21 protein-coding genes are annotated in these 24,726 nt (G+C 35.1%); 11 read left to right on the top strand and 10 right to left on the bottom strand.

The window, feature by feature from the left end:
* Nucleotides 1–37: 37 nt before the first annotated feature.
* The 6 genes from BLQ56_RS20760 to BLQ56_RS20730 form a co-directional block, all read right to left on the bottom strand.
* Nucleotides 38–685 carry a sugar transferase gene (locus BLQ56_RS20760; protein ID WP_090859263.1) on the bottom strand — a complete coding sequence of 216 codons (648 nt, stop codon included), beginning with the start codon at nt 683–685 and terminating at the stop codon, nt 38–40.
* Between the two features lie 962 nt (nt 686–1,647).
* Complete coding sequence (rfbB, locus tag BLQ56_RS20750; protein WP_090859185.1) at nt 1,648–2,670, bottom strand: dTDP-glucose 4,6-dehydratase; 1,023 nt, start codon at nt 2,668–2,670, stop codon at nt 1,648–1,650.
* Between the two features lie 28 nt (nt 2,671–2,698).
* On the bottom strand, nt 2,699–3,139 hold the full coding sequence (locus BLQ56_RS20745; RefSeq protein ID WP_090859183.1) for a hypothetical protein: 441 nt from the start codon (nt 3,137–3,139) through the stop codon (nt 2,699–2,701).
* A 97-nt stretch (nt 3,140–3,236) separates the two neighbouring features.
* The gene (locus tag BLQ56_RS20740) at nt 3,237–3,872 is read right to left on the bottom strand and encodes a hypothetical protein (RefSeq protein WP_090859178.1); all 636 of its coding nucleotides are present in this window, start codon (nt 3,870–3,872) and stop codon (nt 3,237–3,239) included.
* Nucleotides 3,873–3,913: 41 nt separating this feature from the next.
* Nucleotides 3,914–4,807 (bottom strand): N-acetylmuramoyl-L-alanine amidase family protein, encoded by an 894-nt coding sequence (locus tag BLQ56_RS20735; protein WP_175490405.1) that lies wholly within the window; start codon nt 4,805–4,807, stop codon nt 3,914–3,916.
* Nucleotides 4,808–5,107: 300 nt separating this feature from the next.
* Complete coding sequence (locus BLQ56_RS20730) at nt 5,108–7,132, bottom strand: penicillin-binding transpeptidase domain-containing protein (RefSeq protein WP_090859171.1); 2,025 nt, start codon at nt 7,130–7,132, stop codon at nt 5,108–5,110.
* 154 nt (nt 7,133–7,286) lie between these two features.
* On the opposite strand from BLQ56_RS20730, the gene tagU reads away from it, so the two are divergent.
* The 4 genes from tagU to BLQ56_RS20710 all read left to right on the top strand — a co-directional run bounded on the left by tagU (nt 7,287) and on the right by BLQ56_RS20710 (nt 12,037).
* Nucleotides 7,287–8,252, top strand: a complete 966-nt coding sequence (tagU, locus tag BLQ56_RS20725) for a polyisoprenyl-teichoic acid--peptidoglycan teichoic acid transferase TagU (protein WP_090859168.1) — start codon at nt 7,287–7,289, stop codon at nt 8,250–8,252.
* Between the two features lie 533 nt (nt 8,253–8,785).
* Nucleotides 8,786–9,376, top strand: coding sequence for a DUF5317 domain-containing protein (locus tag BLQ56_RS20720; protein WP_090859165.1), 591 nt, complete (start codon nt 8,786–8,788; stop codon nt 9,374–9,376).
* A 178-nt stretch (nt 9,377–9,554) separates the two neighbouring features.
* Complete coding sequence (locus BLQ56_RS20715; RefSeq protein ID WP_090859162.1) at nt 9,555–11,396, top strand: diguanylate cyclase; 1,842 nt, start codon at nt 9,555–9,557, stop codon at nt 11,394–11,396.
* A gap of 101 nt (nt 11,397–11,497) precedes the next feature.
* On the top strand, nt 11,498–12,037 hold the full coding sequence (locus BLQ56_RS20710; RefSeq protein WP_090859159.1) for a hypothetical protein: 540 nt from the start codon (nt 11,498–11,500) through the stop codon (nt 12,035–12,037).
* Between the two features lie 208 nt (nt 12,038–12,245).
* Here the strand turns inward: BLQ56_RS20710 and BLQ56_RS20705 are convergent, their stop codons facing one another.
* The 3 genes from BLQ56_RS20705 to BLQ56_RS20695 all read right to left on the bottom strand — a co-directional run bounded on the left by BLQ56_RS20705 (nt 12,246) and on the right by BLQ56_RS20695 (nt 16,777).
* The gene (locus BLQ56_RS20705) at nt 12,246–15,257 is read right to left on the bottom strand and encodes a PAS domain S-box protein (protein ID WP_090859156.1); all 3,012 of its coding nucleotides are present in this window, start codon (nt 15,255–15,257) and stop codon (nt 12,246–12,248) included.
* A gap of 150 nt (nt 15,258–15,407) precedes the next feature.
* Nucleotides 15,408–15,842, bottom strand: coding sequence for a respiratory nitrate reductase subunit gamma (locus BLQ56_RS20700; protein WP_090859153.1), 435 nt, complete (start codon nt 15,840–15,842; stop codon nt 15,408–15,410).
* 209 nt (nt 15,843–16,051) lie between these two features.
* Nucleotides 16,052–16,777, bottom strand: a complete 726-nt coding sequence (locus BLQ56_RS20695; RefSeq protein ID WP_175490404.1) for a Crp/Fnr family transcriptional regulator — start codon at nt 16,775–16,777, stop codon at nt 16,052–16,054.
* Nucleotides 16,778–17,076: 299 nt separating this feature from the next.
* On the opposite strand from BLQ56_RS20695, the gene BLQ56_RS20690 reads away from it, so the two are divergent.
* From BLQ56_RS20690 to BLQ56_RS20680, 3 genes are all read left to right on the top strand, one after another.
* A complete protein-coding gene (locus BLQ56_RS20690) occupies nt 17,077–17,529 on the top strand; it encodes a GAF domain-containing protein (RefSeq protein ID WP_175490403.1) in 453 nt (150 codons plus the stop codon).
* Nucleotides 17,530–17,680: 151 nt separating this feature from the next.
* Nucleotides 17,681–18,334: a response regulator gene (locus BLQ56_RS20685; protein ID WP_090859145.1), complete on the top strand. Its 654-nt coding sequence runs from the start codon at nt 17,681–17,683 to the stop codon at nt 18,332–18,334.
* Nucleotides 18,327–19,436: a sensor histidine kinase gene (locus tag BLQ56_RS20680; protein ID WP_090859143.1), complete on the top strand. Its 1,110-nt coding sequence runs from the start codon at nt 18,327–18,329 to the stop codon at nt 19,434–19,436. Before BLQ56_RS20685 ends, BLQ56_RS20680 begins: the two co-directional genes overlap by 8 nt.
* Nucleotides 19,437–19,707: 271 nt before the next feature.
* Here the strand turns inward: BLQ56_RS20680 and BLQ56_RS20675 are convergent, their stop codons facing one another.
* The gene (locus tag BLQ56_RS20675; RefSeq protein ID WP_090859140.1) at nt 19,708–20,556 is read right to left on the bottom strand and encodes a hypothetical protein; all 849 of its coding nucleotides are present in this window, start codon (nt 20,554–20,556) and stop codon (nt 19,708–19,710) included.
* A gap of 184 nt (nt 20,557–20,740) precedes the next feature.
* Here BLQ56_RS20675 and BLQ56_RS20670 point away from each other — a divergent pair, with 184 nt between their 5' ends.
* From BLQ56_RS20670 to BLQ56_RS20655, 4 genes are all read left to right on the top strand, one after another.
* Nucleotides 20,741–21,217 (top strand): hypothetical protein, encoded by a 477-nt coding sequence (locus BLQ56_RS20670; RefSeq protein ID WP_090859137.1) that lies wholly within the window; start codon nt 20,741–20,743, stop codon nt 21,215–21,217.
* Between the two features lie 198 nt (nt 21,218–21,415).
* Complete coding sequence (locus tag BLQ56_RS20665; RefSeq protein WP_090859134.1) at nt 21,416–22,369, top strand: LCP family protein; 954 nt, start codon at nt 21,416–21,418, stop codon at nt 22,367–22,369.
* Nucleotides 22,370–22,918: 549 nt separating this feature from the next.
* Nucleotides 22,919–23,053 (top strand): FbpB family small basic protein, encoded by a 135-nt coding sequence (locus BLQ56_RS20660; RefSeq protein ID WP_090859132.1) that lies wholly within the window; start codon nt 22,919–22,921, stop codon nt 23,051–23,053.
* 411 nt (nt 23,054–23,464) lie between these two features.
* The gene (locus tag BLQ56_RS20655) at nt 23,465–24,631 is read left to right on the top strand and encodes an AimR family lysis-lysogeny pheromone receptor (protein ID WP_090859129.1); all 1,167 of its coding nucleotides are present in this window, start codon (nt 23,465–23,467) and stop codon (nt 24,629–24,631) included.
* Nucleotides 24,632–24,726: the final 95 nt, after the last annotated feature.

Raw genomic sequence — 24,726 nt, 5'->3', positions numbered from 1 at the left:
ACATTCTTTGTATACACTATTTATTAATTTTTGATATTTATCTTGCTCCACTGCCTGTTAAACATACCTTTATTGTTTTAAGGATAATTTTTACGTCTAAAAAGACACCCATATACTTAATATAATAACGATCTAATTCTAGTTTCTCGCCAGGAGTTATTTCATAACCACCATTAACTTGTGCCCAGCCTGTTAGTCCTGGCTTCACAATTAAGCGTTCCTTGAATCCAGGGTATTCTTTATTAAATTGTTCAGTAAATATTGGTCTTTCTGGTCTTGGTCCAATAATAGTCATTTCACCTTTTAACACATTGATTAGTTGAGGTAGTTCATCAATCCTTGTTTTTCTTATAAATGCTCCTACTTTTGTAACACGAGGATCATTTATTTCTGCCCACTGTGCTCCGTTTTTTTCTGCGTTAATTCCCATTGACCTGAGCTTCAATACATTAAAGGTTTTCCCATTAAGCCCTACACGCTCCTGTGAAAAAAGTACCGGACCAGGAGTCTCTAACTTAATTAAAATGGAAGTTAATATAATAATTGGCAGCGTAAAAACCATACCAAATAATGAAAATATAATGTCAAAGATTCGTTTCATAAACAAATACATACTAATATTTTCTTTTTCGAGTTTTTGAAGTTCACCCACACTACTTGCTTTAAAGACTATTTGATCATTCATAAGTGATTTTCTTTCCAAAGCATTTCTCTCCTCTCGAATAACAACTAATATATTATGAATCTACTTATAAGTCTGTTGGTTTATATATTGCCACTATTATGTTAGTAGTTATTTTCTTCACTAATGTTACAGCTTTTTAATGACCAAAGCGTTTATTTTTTATTCTCCCATAGTATAGAGAGATCACTTATATTTTAAAGTATACAAAGTTCGACATGTTTGTAAAAATCTGTCCCTAATTTGTACCCTAATGTATTCTATCATATATTATTTAATAATTTAATGGTTTTATAAAAAAAGAGAAAGTGAAATAAAACCATTTATATAAAATTATTCATCTTTTTCGAAAAAATCGATTTTAGATTATGATCTTCAGACTACATTTTCTCATAAGTTTGGTAAAATAATAATAAATAATTAAGAATTTATTTTGTTACCATTTTGTTACAAAGTTTTTGTTTCAGACATAAAACATTGTAATGGTAGTTACAATCAGGCTGAATACACGTAGACGACCTAAAAAAATGAATTTGCTCAAACAATAATATGTTATCATACAATTTTATAAATTTCTTATGAATTCGGAGGGTTTGTCTAATCATGAACAAAAAAATGATGTTTTTTATACTTTTTATCCTTACTTCAATAATGGCCAATCTTTATATTATTAATCTAACATATACAATCTTGTTAGAGGATTTCGGTTTTAAAGAACTATTCAATTATATGATAGTAACTTTTTATCCTATAGGATTATTTTTCGGATGGAATATTACCAAAACTCGATTAGAAAACTTAACCCGTGTAAATCGCTTATCAATACTACTATTAAGTATCATAATCACCATTGTAATAGGATGGATTTTTGGGTTACTCGACATTTCTAAGGAATTAAATAAAAATACAAAGAAATCACCCCAATATTAAGGGTGATTTCTTTGTATTTTTATCTCATTTTGCTGTTATTTTAAATCATATTGTTTTTCAAAGTAATTCTTATACTCTCCACTTATGATATTTTCCCACCATTCTTTGTTATCAAGATACCAGTCAATTGTTTGCTTAATACCTGTTTCAAATGTATAAGTAGGTCTCCATCCTAACTTTTCTAATTTAGTTGGGTCGATTGCATATCTTTTATCATGACCTAAACGATCTTTAACAAATTCAATCAAATCGAGAGACTTCCCTAAGGTTGTGATTATCGTTTCAACGACTTCTAAATTAGTTCGTTCGTTATGCCCCCCAACGTTATACACTTCACCGCTTACACCTTCATGCATAACCAAATCAATTGCAGAACAGTGATCAATAACGTGTAACCAATCACGAATATTTTGACCGTTACCATAGACCGGTACATTTTGTTCATTTAAAACCCGAGAAATTGTAAGAGGGATTAGCTTTTCTGGGAAATGATATGGTCCATAATTGTTTGAACACCGTGTTATGTTAATAGGCAATCCATATGTTTCATGGTAAGCCCTAACAAGCAAATCAGATGATGCTTTGCTCGCACTATAAGGACTATTAGGCTGAAGTGGTGTTTCTTCTGTAAAAAAAGTGGTTGGATCAAAATCCAACTCTCCGTATACTTCATCTGTTGATACATGAACAAACTTTTTGATTTTATTTTGTTTAGATGCGTCCAAGAGAACTTGTGTTCCTATCACGTTTGTGCGAACAAAAATTTCGGGTTCTGTTATTGAACGGTCTACATGACTTTCTGCAGCAAAATGAATCACGTAATCAAATTTTTCTTTTATAAAAAGAGAAGCAATCTGTTCCCTGTCAGCTATATCTGCTTTAACAAAATGATAGTTTTCTTTATTTTCTATCGTATTATGCTTTGTTAAGTCCCCTGCATATGTTAATAAATCTAAATTATAAATATCATATTCCGGATATTTATTAACCATATATTGAACAAAATTACCACCTATAAATCCAGCTCCACCTGTCACTAATACTTTTACTTTCGTCATTAATTTCACCTCATGATATAAATTAAATTTACCCCTTAAACCTTGTTGTTTGATCATTGTGATTATTTCTGTTTTCTTTCATATACCTTACTAATTTCTTCACACCATAAATCAATAGTCTAATGATTAAGTAAGCCCCAAAAAACAAAAGAAATCCCCATAGACCTATAACTGCATCTAGAAACTCCATATTTCCTCTTCCAGTAATTTTCTGTTGGATTTCGATTGCAAAAACGATTACGACCAATACTGTAAAGGAATATATAAATGAAATTGAAGTGATGCTCCACTTAGCTAGCGCTTTGAAAACCACTTGAACGACAAAAAACACGATAATACCCATAATACCCATAACCCACAAGTGTAATTCTTTATCGGTCAACTGCCACCCCATTGCGTCAGAGAAATCCATTAATAAATCATGGGATATATTAGTGATTTCGGCAATAAGCTTAATTACTTCTTTCAAGGCATTCACCTCTTTTATTATTGTTATTAAAAACTTATATTACCATCGAGTGATCGTACTAGCCAACTATATTTTAATTACCATCATTCACAAGATGTTATTCAACCTTTTCCAACTCAGCTCCATCAGAGTATCCCCTATCCCCTTTCACTTCATATGTTTCCTTTACTAAGCCTAAGCCAGGCGCATAATACCTTGTATGAATGGTTTCTGCACCCTCTACTTCATCTGTGACTTTTCTTGCTACTATAACATCTCTATATGCTCCATATGGGACATTAAGTGTCTGATTGGTGTCTACTAACTCCCAATCTGCATCTCCTTTAAGGTTAAACACTGTTTCAACCGCACTTGTAGTTGGTACATCATCTAGTATATCTTCTGAGTGGTTAGAAAGCGTGGAGTCTTCATATATTAAAACAATCTCATCTTCTGTCCACCTATATACTTGGGTTGTAGGAGCACCACTAAGGTATATTGTCATTTGAATCAACTCTTCATTGGCAGCTACTATTTTATGTACATAGATTTCCTCTCCAGCATTTGAATAAGTTCTCACAGTATCAATTTCCGGACGGTAAGTTGATAAGTTAAATTTTCCCTCAACCACGGTTCCTTCACTAGCTTCATCTTCTTTGTACTCAGATGTATAATCTGATCTTGGAGTATTTGTATTTGTGCAGGCAACTAAAATGAACATAATGGGTATTATAAAATATACGAATGCTCTCATTTATCTCTTCCTTACTATTGATCCAGATTTTAAACAAACGCTTAATTAACACTTAGCACCTCACTTGATGGTCTTTCAAATACGAATTCCTGTGTATCCTTATTAAAAATCTTCACAGACTCTTCTACCAACCCCATAAATATTAATGCAGAAGTGAATTCATCAAATGTGGCAATTTTCTGGTTATTATTATCCAACACATCATAAGCCTGAAAATACCTCTTTATCCCTTCAGCCAAAGCTTCTGCGGCCTTTTGCTGAAACTCTTTAGTTTTAATAATTTTCTCTTCATTCCGATTGATCATGTAACCTAGTTCGACCAACACGGCAGGCATTTGAGCATTACGAATGACATAAAAGCTTTCGTCATTATGAATCTTTCGGTTCGGTAAACCTAGAAAATTCACTAATCGAGGGTGTATCGTCTGAGCAAGGCGTAAATTATCTCCTAAGTAGGTTAATTGCATAGGGTCATGTGGCCACTTTGGATTAAAATGATTTAACCCATCATAATAATATGTTTCAATTCCACGAATAAATGGATTTGTAGAATTGGCATTATGATGGATTGATATAAAAATACTATTATCATTTTCTCCTTGTACATATTCATTTGCTTTATTAATCCGAATTTCCAAATCTCCCCCAATAGATTCTCCCTCTTTATTGTGTAAATATGGAGAAAATTCAGTATCAGTTGTACGGGTAAGATAAACATCTATATCACTGTTACTTAACAGATTCTGAAGAATTAACGCTACAGATAGATTCGCATCTTTTTCACAGTAGCCTGTTTGGTTCCCTGAATACCCACAAGTGCCTGAAAAGATGCCACCATGACCTGGATCGATTACCACTATTTTTTCCGCGTAACTTTTTACTGGACATAGAAATATAACAATACAAACGAGTAAAACTCCTCTTTTAATACTCACTCTAAATCCACTTCTCCTCACTATCTAAAAAAGACCCCTCACTACTAAGGAATCCTTTCTAATTCTCATTATTCTAGCGTTTCCTGTATGATACAAAATAATCAATAAAAGAACAGTTCATTATTCAAATCAATTTCTACTTTTTCTTCACTTTTCGCCTCTATTATACAACATATCGACTGGTATTTTACTCCAAGTGAGCTTATTATGTAAAATTTCCCCGGAAATTGTATATATGAATACCTTACTTTGACAAGAAATTTCATCAATTTCAAATTTTCACCATAAAAAAAGAAGACCTTACTGGCCTTCAGGTCTCATAAGTATATCTTCAAACACCTTTTTCACTTTCGGCACTACCTGACTACTTCCTCCACCTTCAATTAACATGGCAATTAATAATTCTGGTGACTCCGTGTCAAAAGCTACGAATAATCCATTTTCTTTTCCATTCTGTTCCCCTTGACTCGTTTTAAGTTCAGCAGTTCCAGTTTTACCTGCTAAAGTTAACCCATCAATCTTAGCAGCTTTCCCAGTGCCATTTGGATCCTCAATAACTGCGACCAAGTCATTTCGAATAATGGTTGCCGTTTCAGGTGAAATGACATCTTCACGCCAAATTTCAGGAGTGTTCTCTTCACCAAAGACTAATCTTGGTTTCAATAAATCTCCTTCATTCAGGAATGGAGTATACGTGATTGCTAAATGAAGTGGACTCATTTGTACTTCTCCTTGGCCATAGCCCGTATCTGCCACCAATACATCCCGACTTAATCCTTCATTTGAAATCGATGAATCATAGAAAGGATATTCAAATGGTAAGGTTTCTGCAAAACCGAAGTTCTTTAGTCCGACTTCTAATCGATCAGCACCAATTTCAAGTGCTGTTTGCGCAAAATAGATATTATCCGAATAAACAAGTGCGTCTCTCAAGTTAACAGGTTTTCCTGTATCAGTAACCCGTGTGATTTTATATCCGCCCCAAGAATCATCAGCCCAAGTTGTCCCTGTGATATCCATCGTTTGTTCAGGTGTAATTACGTTATTTTCAAGAGCAATCGCTGCTGTAATTGGCTTTATGGTTGATCCTGGTGCATAAGCATAACCTACACGGTTAATTAATGGTTGGTTCGGATTCTCAGATAACTCTTTCCACTTTTCTGTTGAGATACCAAGAACGAAATCATTTGGATCAAATGAAGGACTACTCACAAGTGCTAGTGTTTCACCAGTAAGCGGATGAATCGCAGCTGCTGCACCGTTACCATCCTTTAATTGTTCAAATAGGAGTTGCTGAACTTCGATATCAATGGCGACCTTAATCGTTTCACCATCTTTCGCGGGCTTAGAAACGAGTGTAAACTCCTCTTCATTTTCATCCTTCTTTTTAATATAGATTCTAACACCCATTTCGCCTCTTAGTTTCTCTTCAAACACCATTTCCAGGCCTTTTTTTCCTAACACATCTGTACTTGTATAGCCTTTACCTTCTAATTTATCTAAATCCTCTTGTGTAATTGAAGTTATATAGCCAACAAGATTTGCAGTTGTCTCCTTGTAAGGATAAACCCTTGAAGGAACCCTTTGAGTTCTAACTCCCTTAAAGGAGGTGGCGAGTTCTGTTAAGAATACCTGCTGATCAGTAGATAGTCTTTTTATGGGAACAAAATAATTAGGCTGTACCCAAGAAGCATTCATTTTTTGATCAATAGACTCTCTAGAAATACCGAGCTTTTCAGCAAGCTCATCCAACCTAGTTTCATCAATTTCTTCAGGAACAACGCCAACTTCATATACTTCGCCATTGATCGCTAAGCCCCGATCATACCTGTCAACAATTTCACCACGTATAGGAGATGTGAACGTCAATTTCACTTCATCTCCCTCCTCCATTACCGAAAAGATCATGGATGGATTCCAGCTTACTAGCCATTGTTTTTCTTTATCTATTTCTTCTTGAACTAAAGTGACATTATGACTATATTCAATCGGACCAGCAACAGTCTCCATTGAAATTTTATAAGGTAGGACAATCTCTCCATTTTCATCAGGAGTTAGTTCTTCTTCAGTCGGTATGTACTCTACAGATAAATCTGAAACTTCAATATCACCATAAATTTTTGTGTATCTTTCAGCAAATTCTTCTTTCGTCATTTGCTCTCTATTCGCTGTTGTTAATTGTGTATACATCTTTTCAAAGTTCTTCTTTTCCCATTGACCCACATATTCTTTAAATGCGACCTCAGGGCTCGGTTCTTCTTTACAGGCCGTTAGAACAGTTAATAGAAACAAACAAGGCAATAGTCCCTTCATCAATCTTTTCAATTAAACCACTCCTATTCTTCTTATTTTATATACTATCACAAAATTTCCATATTTTTGTATTAAAAGTCTTGTTATTTAAATCCAACATCGGTAAATATTTTCATTGTCTCATAGATTATAAACCTATATAATTCTTGATATCAATTGTAAATGAATGGAAGGAAGATTAAATTTGAGCAAATGGTCTAAAAAGAGAAAGTGGCTAACCATTTTATTGAGCGTCTTTGGAGCTTTTTTTATTGGAATAAGTATCTATGCTTATACACTATATAGTTCGGTTGAGCGGACCATCGAAAGTATTCACGAGCCAATTGAGCGTGTGGTTTCTGAAAAACGAGTAGAAGAAGTTCAGTTTGAGGAACAAGATCCCATTTCCGTGTTAATTCTCGGTGTTGACGAACGTAAAAATGATCGTGGACGATCAGATACGATGATTGTAATGACGGTAAATCCTAGTACCAAATCGATGCAAATGGTAAGCATCCCCCGGGATACACGTACAGAGATTATTGGTCGAGGGTTTGATGATAAAATCAATCATGCATACGCATTTGGTGGTGTTGAAATGGCAATGGACACAGTTGAGAATTTCTTAGATATTCCGATCGATTACTTTGTAAAAGTAAACATGGAAGGTTTTCAGGATATTGTGGATGCTGTTGGTGGCGTAACAGTTAATAATGGGTTTGCATTTGATTACAGTGGCTATACGTTCAATGAAGGTGAAATTACGCTAGATGGAAAAAAAGCACTTGCCTATTCTAGAATGCGATATGAAGATCCTCGTGGAGATTTCGGGCGACAAGATCGACAAAAACAAATCATCCAAGCAGTCATTGAAGAAGGTGCATCCTTCTCGTCCATTTCTAAATTTGATGATATGCTTTCAATTATTGGTCAAAATGTAAAAACAAATTTGACGTTATCAGAAATGTTCGACATTCAAAAGAATTATAAGGATGCACGCCACAGCCTTGAAAAACTGCAGGTTAGTGGAAGTGGTCAGAAAATAAACGGGATCTATTACCTGATTGTTCCAGAAGAAACACGAATAGGATTATCAACTAAATTAAAAGAACATCTTAATGTTAACAACTCTGCTGTTACTAAGAAAAACTAAGATGAGTAAAAGCGATCTCTCTATCTATAATGGGGATCGCTTTTTATTAAGGCTGGTTTTCGTATAAGTTTTGCAATTGTTCGCTATAAATATTGTAAAAACCAAAATACTATAATAGAAGTAAGAAGAAATACTAGAAACGATACTATTGTTCACAAAGGATAGATTTCTACGATAAAAGTCGACCAATTACGACAAACTCCTACAATTCGTTTTATTATATAATACATAATATATAGGGATAAACTACCATGGATTCTTTGAAACCTTAATTTTACCCAATATACCATTATAATAGTACTAAAATTATAAACTTGAATATTTTTGAACAATAGGTAAAATATACCTATAAATTTGACAAAACCAATAGGGAATTTGTATGAATTTACCGAATACTAGCAAATTTTGTTGCATTTAGAAGACTATATAGATATTATAAATCTAATAAAATAATAAATTTATCCTACCAAATTTCTATTTCTTCTTTATTATAATTCTTTAAGTCAACTAACAAACTAGTAGGTGAGCAATAGATGGTTTTCGATGGAATTATCTTATCATTTATCATTGCGCTATTGCGCAAAGGTAATCTTCAAGCATTTTCAACCTTGAAACTAAAATGGGGTTGGATCTTCCCGGTATTTTTAATTATTCAGTTATCTGTATACTTTTTACAAAACAGCATTGAATTTCTAGGACAAATAAGTGGTTTCATCTTCATGGCTGTCTACATTGTAGGAATGGTTTTTCTCTATGTTAATCGAGATCACAAAGGCTTTAATGTCATTCTTATAGGTGTGTTTTTAAATTTCATTGTGATGGTACTAAATGGAGGCCGAATGCCCGTTTCAGCAGAAGCTGCCGCTGTGCTCGATCCAATGTACCTCGAGATCCTAAAAGAGGAACTTTACGCTAAACATACTCTTTTAACTGATGCAACAAGACTTGGTTTCCTAGGTGATATCATTCCCCTTTCCTCACCATATCCAAAAACGCAAGTAATTAGTATTGGAGATGTCGTGATGAACATCGGAGGATTTCAATTTATACAGTATATTATGGTGCACAAAGCTCGTAAGCAGGAAAGCGCAAGTGTATCTGATTTAAAGGAGGTGAACAATTAGATGAAAAAGTTTGAGGGTACAAAATTAACAGGCATTTTATTAAACGCTATCATATTTGGTTCACTGATTCTAGCTTTCACTTCAGGGTGGAAAATTGCAGGCTAAAGTGTATAATAAGGTGGGAGAAAGTAAAACTTACTTTTTCCCACCCATTTTTATATTGTGAGTTGATTAAATAATGTCACTGTTGAACATAAAAATTAAAGGCTACCTTGCAACTATATTCCTAGTGAGTATTTTTATCTCTATAAATTATCTACTGACTGCTGAAATATCAATTCCCAATTGGGTGATAATTTTTGCTCTTGTAGGATCATTAGCTTTGCTCAATTATTTTACAATTTATATACCTCCAAGAGATAATATCATATCAATGGATTCTGCCATCTACCTAGCTAGTCTATATTTATTCGGAATGGAATTGACCCTATACGTATTAATCACTATTAGCTTAATCTTCTTCTTCTATCAACAAAAAATATCTTGGTATAATCAAATATTTAACTTCTCTATTTATATAATAATGATTAATGTTGCTTACGAGCTCTTTTTGTTTTCAGGTGGTACAATTGGACAAATTAACACAGATAATCTCTTTCCTTATATTATTTCATTAGCTTCATACTTTATAGTGAATATATTTTTAGTTATTTTATATTTTATATTGGAAGGCTCGAATACTATTGAGAATATCCTCAGAAGAATAAGCAGCGATAAGACCTTTTTAGCAAGTTATTTTACAACCATGCTTTTGGCAATTATTCTAGGTATTCTTTTAGATTATGAAAAATTCTTTGGTCTTTTCCTATTTGTATGCATAGCAATGCTTCTATCATTCGCTTTTGATGAACATTATAAGCTCTATCAAGCCACATTAGAGAAAGCTAACAAAGACTATCTAACAGGACTTAACAATCACGGCTATTTCAAAGAACTTCTAGAAAAGCAGATCGCCAACGTCCATGAAAATCAATCGACGTTGAATGTTGCATTACTAGATATTGACGACTTTAAAAAATATAATGACCTCTACGGGCATATCCAAGGTGACTCTTTGCTCACTTTCTTTGGACAGCTTTTGGAACAAGAAGCAAAGGCTAGTAAGTATATCGTCGCTAGATATGGCGGAGAAGAATTTACAATATTATTACCAAATACTTCAAGTTCAGAGGCATTTCTTTTCATAAATGATTTAAGAAAAAAGGTAAATGACACATACTTTACTGGTGTTGAAGCATTACCATATGGATGTCTGTCTTTTTCAGCAGGAATTGTTGAGTATGAAAGTGGAGTATATAATTCATCTGAACTCTTACAAAAAGCTGATAAAGCCATGTACCATTCAAAAGCTCAAGGTAAAAATATTGTACATGTTTATTCTGAATGCTTAGAAGCTAATCCACAGTCTCCAGCCATTGCTGAAAGAGACCTTGAGGATGCAGAACAGCAATTGAAAATATTCCTGGCTAAAGATATTTATACCTACCGACATAGTAAACGGGTATTTCAATATGCTATGGACCTAAGTAATTACCTTGATCTTTCCGAGGGAGAAAAGAAAACCCTTGTACTTGGGGCTTTAATCCATGACATTGGTAAACTTGAGATTCCAAGAGATATCCTAAACAAAAAAGAAAAGCTTGAACAATCTGAATGGGAAATGATAAAAAAGCATGTTACCTTTGGGAAAGAAATTATCGGTTCTAACAAGAAATTTGATGCATTACTCCCACTTGTTGAATTGCATCATGAACGTTATGATGGCAAAGGTTATCCACGTGGGCTAAGAGGACAAAACATCCCGAAGCTTGCAAGAATCTTATGTATTATTGATTCGTTTGATGCAATGACCACTGAACGTCCTTATCAAAAAACCAAGTCGTTTCGCGAGGGTATTTTGGAGTTAAGAAGATGTGCTGGAGAACAGTTTGACCCAGTATTCGTTGAACCCTTTATCAAAATGATTGAAAAAAACTACGCAGAAAAATTCATTAAAAATGAACCATTGTCGAACGGTTAAAAGGGCGAATCTTTTCGGCCTTTTTTTGTGTATTGAATGAACACATTTACGTTTAAACCCCCTTCCCTCTGTCAAGAATGATAGATAGTGGAGGTGAAAGTATGAAAAAAATAATGCTTGGTATTCTGATTGTCCAAATCGTCTTATTTGTTGTACTTTTATCAATCGATTTCAAACCAAAGTCTATGGCAAATTCTCCTTCCCGTACCATTGATTCTAGTATCCGAAAAGATAGCCCAAGCCAAGCTGTACTAAATCAATCAACTTTCATCGAAGAAGATATCGTTAACTTAAAAAATGATGATGGTTTAGAAGAAATTAAACAGAAGTATAGGTCACTTTTTACGAAGCTAGAAGAAACTACCTCAACAAGATTGTTAAATCTAATGGTAGCAGTATTTGATGAATTCCAGGAAAAAGGCATAGAAAACCAATCATTATTATCTATGACAGACTACTACCAGGAATTTAAGGATTTAGAAGATGAAACAGATCAAGAATTCAGCAGAATTTATGAAGAGATGAAGACAGAATTAAAAAATAATGGATACTCAATAGAAGACGCAGTCGAATTCAGACTCCTCTACGAACAAAAAAAGAAGAAACAACTCGAGACATTTCTTGAGCAATTTAACCAATAGTAATAAGTACAATGAATCCAATTATGTAACCGCTTATTCCCCTCTCCTAGGTGCTAATGGTATCCGGAGAGGAGGAGCCTCACGCAGCTCTAAGGAAAGGGAGTGGTTCGTAGCGAATGGAATTCCGCAAACTTTGAATATCTAATCTACTAGCTAGGTCAAAAAAATAAAGGTAGTGCAATACACCACCCAACCAAATCTCTTCATATTAGTTTACTATTAATCTTGGGAGCGTAATCTTTATTTCTGTCCCTTTATTTTCTTCACTATTAATAACCATTGTTCCCTTATGGTTTTCGATGATACTAAAGCAAGTAGCAAGTCCAAGCCCTGTCCCCTTCTCCTTAGTTGTAAAAAAGGGTTGACCTAGCTTAGGCAAAACCTTCGCAGGGATTCCCTGACCATTATCCTTAATAGTCAACGTCAGCGATTTATGATTTCCTTTTAACTGAATAATAAGTGCTCCACCATTTGGCATAGCTTCTAATGCATTTTTAAATAAATTGATGAAAACCTGCTTGAGTTTGCTTTCATGACCTATGATCTCAGAATCGTCTACCTCAATTTGTTCGATAAGCTCGATATTATGTAAAATTGCTTGAGGCGAATAGAGTTTTAGCATATCCAAAACGCTGGCACGAAAACTCATCTTTTTGAATTCCGTTTTCTTCGGCTTGGCTAAAAGTAATAACTCACTAATGATCGAATTAATTCGTTCTATTTCTGTTAAAATAATTGGAAAGTATCTCTCTTGATTTAGATCAGATGTGTTAGCAAGCTGTATAAATCCTTTGATGCTAGTTAGAGGATTTCGAATCTCATGTGCAATGCCAGCAGCCAACTCTCCTGCTGCCGAAAGCTTCTCTGCATTAAGGAGTAACTCTTTACTTCTCTTAAGCTCTGTAATATCTCTAAGAATAATTTGGGCTGCTTTCTCACCTTCATAAATGGTAGGAACGGCATTCACTTGTACATCAAGTATCCCACCTGAAGGAGTGACAAAACGCACCTCCATGTTCTCGACGACATATTTTTCACAGATTGCACCTTTAATTTCATCAATCACAAAATGATAGTCTGGGTCAATGATATCAAAAATCGAATGTCTATAAAGCTCTTCTTTTGTGTTGGTCCCAAAAAGCTCAACCACTTTTTTATTCGCAAACATTAATCTTTTTTCATTTATAATGATCATTGCTTCAGGTAAATTTTCTATCAAACGACGGTATTTTTCCTCACTTTTCTGTAAAGCATGTTCAGCCTTTTTTCGATCACTTATATCTCTGATAATGGCACTTATATATTTCTTATCCCCTGTTTGCCAATAATTCAAAGACACCTCAAGAGGGGTTTCCTCACCGCTTTTAGTGCATCCTTTAAGTTCAAACGCTTTTCCAACATATGATTCATACGGCTTACTAACAAACTGTTTGCTCAATTTAGGATACTTTTTTAAGAATTCCTTTGAAACGGCAAGTGCTAAATTTTCACCAATTGCTTCCTCTGAGGTATATCCAAAGATGGCTTCTGCACCTTTGTTCCATGATAAGATTTTTAGTTCTTCATCCGTAATAATAATACCCTCTGACGCGGATTCCACAACAGATCTGAACTTCATTTCAGATTTTTCAAGTGCTTCAAGTGCTTCCTGCTGTTCAGTTACATCCTTAGCGATTCCATATACACCAACAATTTCACCATCCACCCTAATCGGCATATTCTTAACATTTAAATAGACCTTTTTCCCGCCTTTTTGTTGAATCGTTAACTCATAGTGTTGAGAGTCACCCTTTAATGCCTTCTGAAAATGAGTGCAAACCCGGTTATGATCCTCTTCCATAATAAATAAAGGAGATTCCATTTGTATTAGTTCCGACCTTGAATAGCCGGTTATCTTAAGAAGTTCATCATTAATTTTAACGAACCTTCCATTTAGATCCAAAGAGTAGACTCCATCCGGGTTATGCATGAATAGGGACTTGTAGCGTTGTTCTCGTTGTTTACGGATTCTTTCTGATTGTTTCCGTTCAGAAATATCCCTTGAAACAATAAGAACTTGCTCAACTTGACCATCTTTATGATTAAATGGAGATAAAACTGCTTCGAAATAAATCCATTTGCCCTCAGAATTTCGGGTTCGATATTCTATCTTTTGGTTCAGTTTCGTTGCAAAAACTTGATTACATACACTAACTGCCTTTGAGATGTCTTCTGGGTGAATCAAGTATAGTGATTGTGATTCAACAATTTCCTCCACTTCAAATCCAAGCAAAGACTTAACCGATGGGGAACAATATTGAACGATAAAGTTTTTATCGACGACTTTTATTAAATCTGTCATATTTTCTGCAATAATACTATATTGTACTTCTGTATCAGATGCTTTTTGCTGATATGTTCGTTCCTTCGCAATCGCAATACTACATAAATAACATGATAATTCGATTAATTGTAAGTTAATTTCGTTTAATCGGTGAACATCTTCATAATAGATTGCAAATGTACCAAGTAGCTTTTCTTCTGAATCAAGGATAGGGATCGACCAACATGATTTAAGATCTGCTTTTTTGATTTCTTCCATAACTGGAGAATACAACGGGTCAGCCATAAAGTCACTTGTGAATACCTTCTCTTTCAAATAAGCTGCTTTCCCACACCCTACCGAATTAGGACCAATTCTTATATTTTTCATTTTTTGAACAAACGATTCTGGTAACGATGGGGCAGCTCTCACTTGCAGACATTCTCCAGATTTGTCTGGTAATAACACCGAACAATAACCACTCCCTAAAAGCCCCTCTATAAATTCAACAATTTTATGTAAAACATCAATTAATGGCTTACCTGTTGTAATCTTTTCAAGAATGAGCTTTTGTCCTACTAATATTTTATCTTTCAATACTTCATGTGTAATATCGACAATAAAAATGTTCGAACCAAACATCCCTGGATAGGTACTGAATTCTAACCATCTGTTCAGTTGAGGAATGTATTCCTGAAACTGCAATAGCGACTTGTTATGAATCGCGCTTATCAATTCCTTGATATATGAAGAAAATTGCATGTCTGGAATCATTTCAAAAATTTCTTTTCCAATGATAAAATCAACTGGCAGGTTAAAAATGGTCTCTGTTTCTGTATTACAATAAATGATTTCTAAGTCTTCATTTAGTGCGATAAAGGATTTTCTTAAATCACCAATTCGCTGAGTTGTATTCATTCATAATCCCCTCACCAAGTTCAAACAGTATTAACATACATTTTTCTACAAAAAAGTTAAAAATCCTCTTTTTATAAAGTATACACTAAATGAAGGCAATTTTCTGAAATCTTTACACAAAAAAGTAGTAACTAGTATGCTACTACTTTTTTATAAATATATATTAAGTAATAAAAAGAAAACCGGAAGTGCTACTAGATTTCTATGTTTAAATAGGGAATTGATCACTTTAATATACTTTGTAAATGGCAAGAAAATAAACAGTGTGCAAAGACTGACTAAGTGAATCTTGAATATTAAAGGTGTTGCTTCTATTAAGTGTAAGCTTGGATTAAGATAAACTAAACTTAATAGCCATTCAAATGCGTTGATTTGTGTATGCAATATGAAGACAGAATACACACCAGTTCCAATCAGTATACCGATTAGTAAGAAAACACTTATATTCTTCCAACACAAGAAATAAGAAAAAAGATCTTCCTTATACTGTTCTTTGCTATCATATTGCCATATGAAGCCCATGACTAATATTGCAATTGATGAATAAGGTAATGCAACCCATAATAATCCTTGTAAAAGATCCACCTTGCCACCTCCAGGTTTAAACCCATTTATTTTTTGGCTTCGTAAACTATTTTGCTATTTGACTAGGTTAGGTTGATTTGCACTCCAGGTATGTGCTTTCCTTGGTGCAGGGATGAACCTCTTTATCCTACGGTCTCATGGGATTTCCTGCGCATCCCGCAGGAGTCACATACCTTCCGTTCCAATCAACGGGCTCTACCTTTTTTCAATTAACAAGAAAGACTGTCACATAGCGAATACAGTTCCTCAGGACGAATAATGACGATTTGTTTTCCAATGATATCGATGAATCCTGCTTTTCTCCAAGAATTCAATAATCGGTTAACACTTTCTCTTGTGGACCCAATAAAATCTGCAATTTCCTTATTCGTTAGTTCAATATTAAGTAGAATGCCATCACTACATTTCACTCCATAACTATGACTCATTCTTAGAAGAGTAGATGCGAGTGTTCCTGATTTATCATAGAATAAAACATCATGTAACTTTGTTTGTGTAACTCGGTTCATCCACCCTAACCAATTCATAAACTCAACTGCAAAGTTACCAAATTGATAAAGTAGCTTTTTCAAATCACTAACTAAGATTGAACTAACCTCTCCAGACTCAGTTACTTCTGCTCGATACGTATAAAAGACCTGATCATCACAGCCACCAAATTCTCCAAGTAAGCTTCCTTCTTCTTTAATACCTAAAAGGAATTCCTTACCAGCTTCGGTGGATGTACGAAGTTTAATTTGCCCCGAGTTTATAAAGTACATCTTCTCAGCTTTTTCACCTTCCCAGAATAAATGGGTTCCAGCCTTTACTACTTTCGGACGCATGATTTCTTTTAATTTATTAAAATTATCTATAGATAAGAAAGAACTAATATCTCCATTAAATGTATCTACAAAACCTTGTGATTGAATGTTGTTTTGAATAACCATTGCCATTTCCAAGTCATCCCCTTTGTTAAAACTTTGTAGCTTTATCATATCGTCTGTGTCTAAATTGTGTAATCGGGATATCTCCTGAAATTTAGGTATCCATTTCCCTTAGGGTAATATGCTGATTATTCTTAGGTCTGTTCATAGAAAAGCCATATATTCCTGATATTTGCCCGGTTTTCCGCTAAATAGGAATAAACTTTAGGGGAATTCCCTGAATTACTTTTAGCATAAAAAGGATTAAAATGAGAGAAGTAAGCAAACCCTTAGGGCAGAGGATGGTCTCTAGCCAAGGAGAGAAGAACATGGAACAGTTGAATGTTTATATAAATGAACAATTGAATGAGATTCGACACAAGACATCAAGTGATTTTTCCGCATTGGCTTGTCTCTATAAGGAATCATTCGCGATTCAATGGACTTATGTGTCCGGTAACCATAATGAACGTTATAAAAGCATGCAAGGTAGACCTGGAAAGGGATTAGCTGGATTAGTTATTCGAGCAGATCGGTTAATGATTCTAGATGACTCTGTACTTGATCTTCAGACAAAGCGATTAGAATATCCAATCATGCTAGCTGAAAATCTACAGGCTGCGGTTGCAGTCCCAGTGAAATTCAATGGTCAAACAAGAGGTGTCTTACTTACAGGCTCTCGTACTCGAAAAATCTATACAGAACAAGATATTAATTGGATTCTCCAAATGGCTAGTAAAATAGGAAGTACCAATCAGACTCTGAATCAACAAAGTGGATAATTACTCTTTACACCTCATAAATTGGACGTGTACCTCATGAAAATGAACCAATTAGAGAATCCTTATTGATAGGATTCTTTTTTTTGACTATGATAGACGTAAGTGACGAATATCACAGTTAACGTGATGTGTAGGTTTGAGGGGTGAAATAATGATTAAATTAATAGTCGTTGATGATCATGTTGTGGTTAGATCAGGATTAATGATGCTACTAAATGGAAAGAACGAGATGGAAGTCATTGGTGAAGCTGCTGATGGGAATGAAGCGATTGAAAAGGCTTCAATATTAAAGCCGGATGTCATCTTAATGGATTTAAGCATGCCACATGGCAAAGATGGTTTAACAGCCACAAAAGAACTAAAGGAACTGATGCCTGACATCGCCATTTTAATCTTAACGATGCATGATGATGAAGAGTATTTATTCCGCGCCATTCATGCAGGTGCCTCTGGATATATCTTAAAAAGTGCTCCACATGAAGAACTCATCGCTGCGATTACCTCTGTTGCGACAGGTAACGCCTATTTGAACCCAAATGCAACGAGAAAATTAATGAGTGAGTATATGGACCGGATGAAAAAAGGTGATTCGTCAAGTACGTTCGAGCTACTCTCCGACCGGGAAAAGGAAATCCTAGAATGGATTGCAAAGGGCTATTCTAATAAAGAAATAGCTGAAAATTTAATTATTAGTGTAAAAACAGTCGAGTCCCACAAAAGTAATTTAATGGAGAAGCTCGGCATTAAGTCCCGACATGAATTGGTTAAATACGCAATGAAGAAAGGGTTGCTTCACTTTGAATAAACAGGAGCGTTTAAAGCAGCTTGTAAATAATGTTGGACCAGATGTCATTGAACTACTCTCAAATCTTGATGATCATATTAGTGAAACAGAATTTAGAAGTCAGTTAAAGCATTCTCTTGAACAACTAACAGATTTAAAATTTGCTTTAGATGAGTCTTCGATTGTTGCGGTAACTGATAAATTAGGGAAAATCCAATATGTAAACAATAAGTTTTGTGAAATTTCAAAGTACGGATATGATGAATTGATTGGCAAAGATCATCGAATTATCAATTCTGGTCATCATTCAAAAGAATTTATGCAAGACTTATGGAGCACGATTGCTAAAGGTGAGGTATGGCGTGGCGAAATAAAAAACCGAGCAAAGGATGGATCTTACTATTGGGTTAACACAACGATCGTACCCTTTCTTGATGAGCATGGTAAGCCCTATCAATATTTAGCTGTTCGTAGTGAAGTAACAAAGCTTAAGAGTGTCGAAGAAGAGTTAAAGCAAATGATGAATAAGGTAATCGTCATTCAGGAAGAGGAACGAAAACGTTTTTCTCGCGAATTACATGACGGAATTGGCCAAAGCTTATTCTCTTTATTAATACAAATGGATCAAATGATTAATGAAGAAGAAGAACCTAAAGGATTGCAGCGCCTACGCCAAGAAGTCGTATATGTGATTGAAGAAGTGCGTGGGCTAGCATGGGAAATGCGCCCTTCTGTCTTAGATGATTTAGGTGTTGTACCAGCTATCCGCAAATACATAGATAACTATTCACAGCATTACGGAATTCACGTTCACTTTGACACGAACCTTCGTAAACGAATTGAGATACAGAAAGAAACTGCCATCTATCGAGTGATTCAGGAAGCGCTAACGAATATCGGGAAATATGCAGATGTTTCTGAGGCTAGCGTCAGCATGATCGATAAGGATTCACATGTTGAAGTAACAATTCTTGATCAAGGAAAAGGCTTCATTCGTTCAACGAATAATAAAGGTGTTGGTTTATTTAGCATCGAAGAGCGTGCTAGAGGTGTTCAAGGTGAAGCCCACATTGAGTCTCGACCTGGCAAAGGAACTAAGGTGACTGTTATAATTCCGAAGTAAGTTTACATAGTAAAAACGTTCATCCCTTTAGTGATGAACGTTTTTATTATGAGGCTGAATATTGTTGTTTTAGACAAACATTTGAAATGCTAGTTAAAAGCAGGATGAATACACGTAGACTCCTGCGGGACCAGTGGCCAAAGTGAGACCCCACAGGAGCTTTTAGCGACGAGGAGGCTCACTGGTCACCCGCCGGACGCGGAGTGTGTTCAGCCTGCGGCTTTACAAGCAACAATCTATACGAAAACAGCCTACTACTATTAGATTCAATTTATACCCTTCCTTTTCCCATATACACTAATTTACGGAAGAAAACAGCACAATATATGGTTAAAACATGCCTTAAAAGGAAGAAAAACAAAGCGTTTAGTTTAACCTTCAGAATGTTAAGCTTCCATAACAGGAGATCAATTAGAAGATCGATTAAAAATATGATTATTTTAGGCTTAAAACCACCTTTTTTCACACTTAAAACCGCAAGAAAGCTTAATAAGATAGAGTAGACAGGTACAATGAGAAAATGTTCGTGCCACGACGAAACCTTTCCAAAACCAAATTTTATTTTTTTCATGATGGCTAAAACAAATAAGAAATTTATTGAGACAACATTTACACAAAAAAAGTGGGTAATTGCTAAAACATTTGAATTTCCCTTCTTAATTTGATTATACCAAAGGTTAGAAATGCCAAAATAACAATAGATGAGAATGGGTGTATAGATGGTTTTCCACCAATACTGCTTATATATGCCCAGCTTCACGAAAAGCCTCTCAATAAAAAAGTAGTACATCGAAAAGAGAATCTTCCCCTTTTTTCCAAAATTAAATGCTGTTAAAAATACTGCTGTAAACGGGACAATAATCCCTTGAGAAATAACAGCACCCAAAACATTGTCTAAAAGGTTATTTTTTAAAATCTTTGGTTTGTATCTGTATGCACGATACACGTTTAAAATAGGATATTCAAAGATATAGGCAATCCCTATATTGGATAATAACAATAAGAACATATTTCGTCTGTCTTCTTTGCTCTTTTTATAAAAGGCATACAGAAGTAACAGTGAATGAAGGATAAAAAGAATTACAAAAGGTAAACTGGAATATTTCTTTTTTATTGTCATGATGTATATAACCCTCAGCTTCCTTTACTAATGTTCATAGTATGAGATATCAGACCTATTCTATGCATGCTTCTTTAGTCTTACCTTAATAAATTTTCTTTTTCAACATAGGATTCGTTCATTTCGTTCATACTATTAACTACCAATCCTGAACCCGAAAACAAATTCCGTAGGAGGAAGTTACATGCCTGCACGAATCGTCCTCATCTTAATAACCATTTTAATGTTACCCCTTCTCACCTCTTGTAATTTGACCGGAGAAAATGTTTTAGTCTATATTGACCGAACAGAAAAGCAAGAAATCATTAAAGTGAATGCACTTACAAATTACAATAAAGAAAAAAAAGCACTATCAGTAATTGCAATAATGGATGTGTATGATGAGGAAAAAAAGTATCTTCGCACGACCATATTTAACATGGATGGTTCTGTTGAAAAGACTGTAACCCACCGACACGAGGAAGGCCCCATGACCATTCTGACAAAACATGGCTTCGACCCTCAGACAATCAAACTTAACTCGACCAATCAAGAAAAGGTTAAGCTACATATTTTACAGGGTATAACAATCTTAAAAGATAAAGAATCCTCTAAGAAAAAAGAGGATATCGACGCGGACGCGAACGGACTGGAGCGAATGATCACAATACTTTCTGATTGACGCGATTCTTTGTACGAATTTGAATGAGCGGAAGCCCGTGAGACTCCTGCGGGATGCACGGGCAAGCGCGCCCCCACAGGAGCTTGCGACGAGGAGGCTCACCGCCCGCCCGCCGGACGCGAACGGACTGGAGCGAATGATCACTACATTACACCTATATTCAGGTATCTGAAAGTACGGAATAAGTGGAGGTAATCTATGACTCACCCCAAAAGAAAAAAAAGAATTCTCATGATAATCATGCTGTTTTCAATCTGTATCCTAGCTATAACTGCTTATGGATATAGTCAATATACAAAAGGTTTAAATTCTTCAGCAAAAGAAATCCAGGTAAAAGAAGAACCCAAAATAAACATACAAAAAACAAAAGAAACCGACGAATTCAATGGAACAACAATAGATAATACCCTTGGGAAGGTAAATGTCCTTTTACTTGGCATAGATGCTCGTGATGAAGAACAATCCCGAACAGACACAATTATGATCGCACAATTTGACCCTAAAAATGAGAGTGCAAAACTCATCTCAGTCATGAGAGATATCTATGCCGAAATCCCAGACTATCGAAATTATAAAATAAACACCGCTTACTTTTTAGGTGGACCTGAGTTATTAAGACAGACTCTCAAACTAAACCTTGATATCGATTTACACTATTATGCCATCATTGATTTTAAAGGCTTTGAAAAAGCAGTTGATGCCCTTGCACCGAAGGGCATTGAAATCAATGTTGAAAAGGCTATGTCTGAATATATTGATGTCTCCCTTCAACCAGGAATACAAAACTTAAACGGCAAAGAACTGCTTGGTTATTCGAGATTTAGGGCAGATGCCGAAGCAGATTTCGGGCGAGTTAGACGGCAGCAGCAAGTTATTACTGCTTTGAAGGATGAAATAACAAGCATTAACGGATTAGCCATGCTTCCCAGAATCGTTAGAACTGTACAGCCTTACATTGAAACCAACCTAAAGACAATGGAAGTAATGGGGCTTATTAAAGACTTTATCCTACACCCACCGAATCATATCGAAGCATTACGAGTACCGGTTAATGGTTCTTTCACAAATACGACCTACCGTCATGCAGGAGCTGTATTAGAAATTGATAAGGAGCTAAATAAACAGGAAATTAAGCGCTTCTTAAATGAGTGATAATTAATATCGATGCTTGTAGAGAGGCGCCTCAAGGACCACTTCGGGCTGAAGCCGTGCTGTGTCATTGAAGGCGTCACCTAAACAGACCTCTCGTGTTCACAAAATTGTAACAAGTTACTTTTTTGAAGACTATTAATTGTAATCGTTTTCACATATAATGAAACTACAGTCTTGATTGTATTTTAGTACACACTCGTTCTCGATCGTGTTTTTTTACATTTAATTGACAAAATATTTTAAAATTTATATACTATTTAAGGAAGAAATTTATGAGTCTCCTAAAGGGGAGTAGCTTTTACATCAAAGTCGTCATCACGGGGTGTATGCCCTCGGCTTTGTTGGCAACATGATTGTTGTTAGCAAGACCTTTACCCTCATTCGGTAAAGGTACAGTTTGTCAATTACGTGCCTTTTTCCATTGTAGGAGAAAGGTTTTTTTCGGGAATTAAAGACTTATCTAAAATTTCCGAAAACTACAGATAGATATCAAGAACCGTATGAATTTTCTAAAATGACCGGAAAACTATATGAAAGAAGGATGAATCAATGTTAAAAAGAATGCAAACTAAAAAATCGTTAAAGACTTTAATTCTTGAAAATAAAGAGAACCTTTTAAAAGACAAAGCAGAGTTAGATCGTATCGAGAAGCGCCTTGAAGACAAACATGTCCACGAAAAGTAAGACTGTTTAATCAAAGTAATCATAATATGAATAGCTTGTTTTCTCAAAGTTTGTTGTTTTAGACATAATTAAAACGGTAGTTACAGCAGGCTGAATACACGTAGACTCCTGCGGGACCAGTGGCCAATGTGAGACCCCGCAGGAGCTTTGGCGACGAGGAGGCTCACTGGTCACCCGCCGGACGCGGAGTGTATTCAGCCTGCGGCTTTTTAAAGCAACAGTCTATACGAAAACAACCTTTCTTAAAGATTGTTTTTTAAAGACTTATTTAATGTGGTAGAGATGAATATGAAACGAGTGTCGCTTGTAGGCACTCGTTTTTTTCTAGCGCTGCAAATGCACAATGTTTGAGTATGGCACTTTTCCAACTTATAATAATAGCTATAACGAAGAATGAACTTGAGGTGTGATATGTCAGACTTAAAAAGACTTCTCTTAAAAAAGATAGAAAGTGATGCCTCATTAGTTAATGTTCTCCTTAAAAGTACTGAGTTAAAATCTCATAGTCAACTGAAGAAATATTTCAATTCAACGAAGGAAGTCCTTGAATTTTCGACAGTTCTCAAGATCATACAAGAACTATTCCCTTCTTCAGAAATAGAATTGATGTGTGATTATATCAAGTCTATTCCCACATACAAAAGACAAGCAAGATACGCATTAGAATACTTATCCTGCAACCGACAAGACGAGTTATTAGATGAAATAATCGCGAAGCTGCTTCGAAGTTTTAATAGGAAGAATCGTGAGTGGGCAATGATTTATAGAATCGATCGTAGAGTTTCCATTGGAGACCTATCTCCCAAAGATGCTTTAAATCAGCTCCAAAGTCTAACATTACTAACGAAGGAAATGAAGATATTCAGTAACTATCAACGGTCATATTGTGCTTTTAACACCTATCCCTTTCAAGAGCAATACGAAGAATTAAAAAGTGTTGAATCAAGTCTTTCAAAAATAAAAGATTCTTATGTGCAGGAAAGCTATACTGCAAGATATGGTCTTATTATGACTGCCATTTGTGTTCATCTTGAAAAAAATAGCGAAATGCTTAGGTATGGGCAATTAGTTCTTGGCTGCAATGGACAGGATATTATGAAGTGTTTAACACATATACAAATTGGCAACTCCTATATCATTAGCCATTTCGACAATGCGATCTTCCACTTTAATAAAGCGATGGAATATTGTGGACAAGATACTAAACTTCTCGAAATTAAACGAAGCTTAAATTTCATTCATAATTTTTGGGGAAAGCAGCCTCCTTATTTGAATAAAGATAGTAAAAACCCATCAGATGTTCATGAGGTAGCCTTTTACTACATCCAGCAAGGAAATTCAATGAAGGCTATGTCTATCCTTCAGTCCTTAGATTGGGAAGAATTATCAAAATCTCAAAAAGCGTTCCACCTTTATTTTAGAGGATTAGCACTAAATGAGCGCAGTTATTTCTTTGATTCTATTCGTTATTTTAATGAAATAAGTATGAAGAACTATCGTAAACTTCCATTAATCGCCCTAAAAAAAATGGGTGAAGACAATAGCATTATACAAGCACTTGAACAGGATATGGCATAAAAAAGAAAAGCGGAAGGCGCCCGCTTATCGGCGACAGGCATAAGACGAGCCGGCTGGAAGGTTGCTTTTTAACCTTCTAGACGGATTGGCTTATG

This window comes from Litchfieldia salsa, assembly GCF_900104555.1.
GTDB lineage: Bacteria > Bacillota > Bacilli > Bacillales > Bacillaceae_L > Litchfieldia > Litchfieldia salsa.
This window is presented reverse-complemented; position numbering and strand designations above follow the sequence as displayed.

Coding starts and splice junctions, on each gene's coding strand:
- BLQ56_RS20760 (WP_090859263.1), bottom strand. CDS start 685: ATGAATGATCAAATAGTCTTTAAAGCAAGTAGTGTGGGTGAACTTCAA.
- rfbB (WP_090859185.1), bottom strand. CDS start 2,670: ATGACGAAAGTAAAAGTATTAGTGACAGGTGGAGCTGGATTTATAGGT.
- BLQ56_RS20740 (WP_090859178.1), bottom strand. CDS start 3,872: ATGAGAGCATTCGTATATTTTATAATACCCATTATGTTCATTTTAGTT.
- tagU (WP_090859168.1), top strand. CDS start 7,287: ATGGAAGGAAGATTAAATTTGAGCAAATGGTCTAAAAAGAGAAAGTGG.
- BLQ56_RS20720 (WP_090859165.1), top strand. CDS start 8,786: ATGGTTTTCGATGGAATTATCTTATCATTTATCATTGCGCTATTGCGC.
- BLQ56_RS20715 (WP_090859162.1), top strand. CDS start 9,555: ATGTCACTGTTGAACATAAAAATTAAAGGCTACCTTGCAACTATATTC.
- BLQ56_RS20710 (WP_090859159.1), top strand. CDS start 11,498: ATGAAAAAAATAATGCTTGGTATTCTGATTGTCCAAATCGTCTTATTT.
- BLQ56_RS20705 (WP_090859156.1), bottom strand. CDS start 15,257: ATGAATACAACTCAGCGAATTGGTGATTTAAGAAAATCCTTTATCGCA.
- BLQ56_RS20695 (WP_175490404.1), bottom strand. CDS start 16,777: ATGGCAATGGTTATTCAAAACAACATTCAATCACAAGGTTTTGTAGAT.
- BLQ56_RS20690 (WP_175490403.1), top strand. CDS start 17,077: ATGGAACAGTTGAATGTTTATATAAATGAACAATTGAATGAGATTCGA.
- BLQ56_RS20685 (WP_090859145.1), top strand. CDS start 17,681: ATGATTAAATTAATAGTCGTTGATGATCATGTTGTGGTTAGATCAGGA.
- BLQ56_RS20675 (WP_090859140.1), bottom strand. CDS start 20,556: ATGACAATAAAAAAGAAATATTCCAGTTTACCTTTTGTAATTCTTTTT.
- BLQ56_RS20670 (WP_090859137.1), top strand. CDS start 20,741: ATGCCTGCACGAATCGTCCTCATCTTAATAACCATTTTAATGTTACCC.
- BLQ56_RS20665 (WP_090859134.1), top strand. CDS start 21,416: ATGACTCACCCCAAAAGAAAAAAAAGAATTCTCATGATAATCATGCTG.
- BLQ56_RS20660 (WP_090859132.1), top strand. CDS start 22,919: ATGTTAAAAAGAATGCAAACTAAAAAATCGTTAAAGACTTTAATTCTT.
- BLQ56_RS20655 (WP_090859129.1), top strand. CDS start 23,465: ATGTCAGACTTAAAAAGACTTCTCTTAAAAAAGATAGAAAGTGATGCC.